This window comes from Lactobacillus sp. ESL0703, assembly GCF_029433435.1.
In the GTDB taxonomy this organism is placed as follows: Bacteria; Bacillota; Bacilli; order Lactobacillales; family Lactobacillaceae; genus Lactobacillus.
In genome coordinates this window covers 1-1,973 of the sequence record NZ_JAQTIB010000010.1, presented here as the reverse complement: position 1 = coordinate 1,973, position 1,973 = coordinate 1, and the positions used below count along the sequence as shown (strand labels likewise).

Here is a 1,973-nt window from a genome sequence, read left to right as displayed (position 1 = left end):
TTTTGAGGTACTACCCTCAAAACTAAACAATGTTCTCGCTCCGTGTGCTTCCGTTGCTCCTAGGCTTCCTCTAGTATTTCTACTCTCCACCTATTCGCTCTTCCTTAGAAAGGAGGTGATCCAGCCGCAGGTTCTCCTACGGCTACCTTGTTACGACTTCACCCTAATCATCTGTCCTACCTTAGACGGCTGACTCCCCGAAGGGTTATCCTACCGGCTTTGGGTATTACAGACTCTCATGGTGTGACGGGCGGTGTGTACAAGGCCCGGGAACGTATTCACCGCGGCGTTCTGATCCGCGATTACTAGCGATTCCAGCTTCATGCACTCGAGTTGCAGAGTGCAATCCGAACTGAGATTAGCTTTAAGAGATTCGCTTGCCTTCACAGGTTCGCTCCTCGTTGTACTAACCATTGTAGCACGTGTGTAGCCCAGGTCATAAGGGGCATGATGACTTGACGTCGTCCCCACCTTCCTCCGGTTTGTCACCGGCAGTCTCATTAGAGTGCCCAACTTAATGCTGGCAACTAATAATAAGGGTTGCGCTCGTTGCGGGACTTAACCCAACATCTCACGACACGAGCTGACGACAGCCATGCACCACCTGTCTTAGTGTCTCCGAAGAGAACTTCATATCTCTATGAATTGCACTAGATGTCAAGACCTGGTAAGGTTCTTCGCGTTGCTTCGAATTAAACCACATGCTCCACCGCTTGTGCGGGCCCCCGTCAATTCCTTTGAGTTTTAACCTTGCGGTCGTACTCCCCAGGCGGAGTGCTTAATGCGTTAGCTGCAGCACTGAGAGGCGGAAACCTCCCAACACTTAGCACTCATCGTTTACGGCATGGACTACCAGGGTATCTAATCCTGTTCGCTACCCATGCTTTCGAACCTCAGCGTCAGTTACAGACCAGAGAGCCGCCTTCGCCACTGGTGTTCTTCCATATATCTACGCATTCCACCGCTACACATGGAGTTCCACTCTCCTCTTCTGCACTCAAGAAAGGCAGTTTCAGATGCAATTCCCCGGTTGAGCCGAGGGCTTTCACATCTGACTTGTCTTCCCGCCTGCGTTCGCTTTACGCCCAATAAATCCGGACAACGCTTGCCACCTACGTATTACCGCGGCTGCTGGCACGTAGTTAGCCGTGACTTTCTGGTTGATTACCGTCAAATAAATAGCAGTTACTCTATCTATCCTTCTTCACCAACAACAGAGCTTTACGATCCGAAAACCTTCTTCACTCACGCGGCGTTGCTCCATCAGACTTTCGTCCATTGTGGAAGATTCCCTACTGCTGCCTCCCGTAGGAGTTTGGGCCGTGTCTCAGTCCCAATGTGGCCGTTCAGTCTCTCAACTCGGCTATGCATCATTGCCTTGGTAAGCCGTTACCTTACCAACTAGCTAATGCACCGCGGGTCCATCCTCTAGTGACAGCTCGAAAGCCGCCTTTCATAGCTAGATCATGTGATCTTACTTCTTATTCGGTATTAGCATCTGTTTCCAAATGGTATCCCAATCTAGAGGGCAGGTTACCCACGTGTTACTCACCCATCCGCCGCTCGCGCTTTTATCTTCCTACCCGAAGGTATTCTGTTAAAATTGCTCGCTCGACTTGCATGTATTAGGCACGCCGCCAGCGTTCGTCCTGAGCCAGGATCAAACTCTCATTTTTAATGTTTGTTTGAATGTTTGCTCATTCGTTCCAAGATTTGCATCTCGGATTTATTTGCTTGCGAAATTGACTTCGCTTTTTTGTTTTGGGTTCTTACACCCGCACACTTTGCGAAAACATTGTTCAGTTTTCAAGGTACTACCCGCTGATGCAAACGACTTACATCAGCGCTTCTTTATTTTAACAGAAGTAATTTCTTTTGTCAAGAACTTTTTTCTGCCCCCTCCTGAAGAAATTTTCAACTCCCTCAGCAGCGTTTATTATCTTACTAAACCTTCGAACTCTTGTCAAGCCCTT

At 48.8% G+C, this 1,973-nt stretch carries 1 rRNA gene; it reads right to left on the bottom strand.

Annotated elements, in window-relative coordinates:
- Positions 1 to 108 precede the first annotated feature (108 nt).
- Positions 109 to 1,676 (bottom strand): 16S ribosomal RNA (locus PT278_RS07930).
- Positions 1,677 to 1,973: the final 297 nt, after the last annotated feature.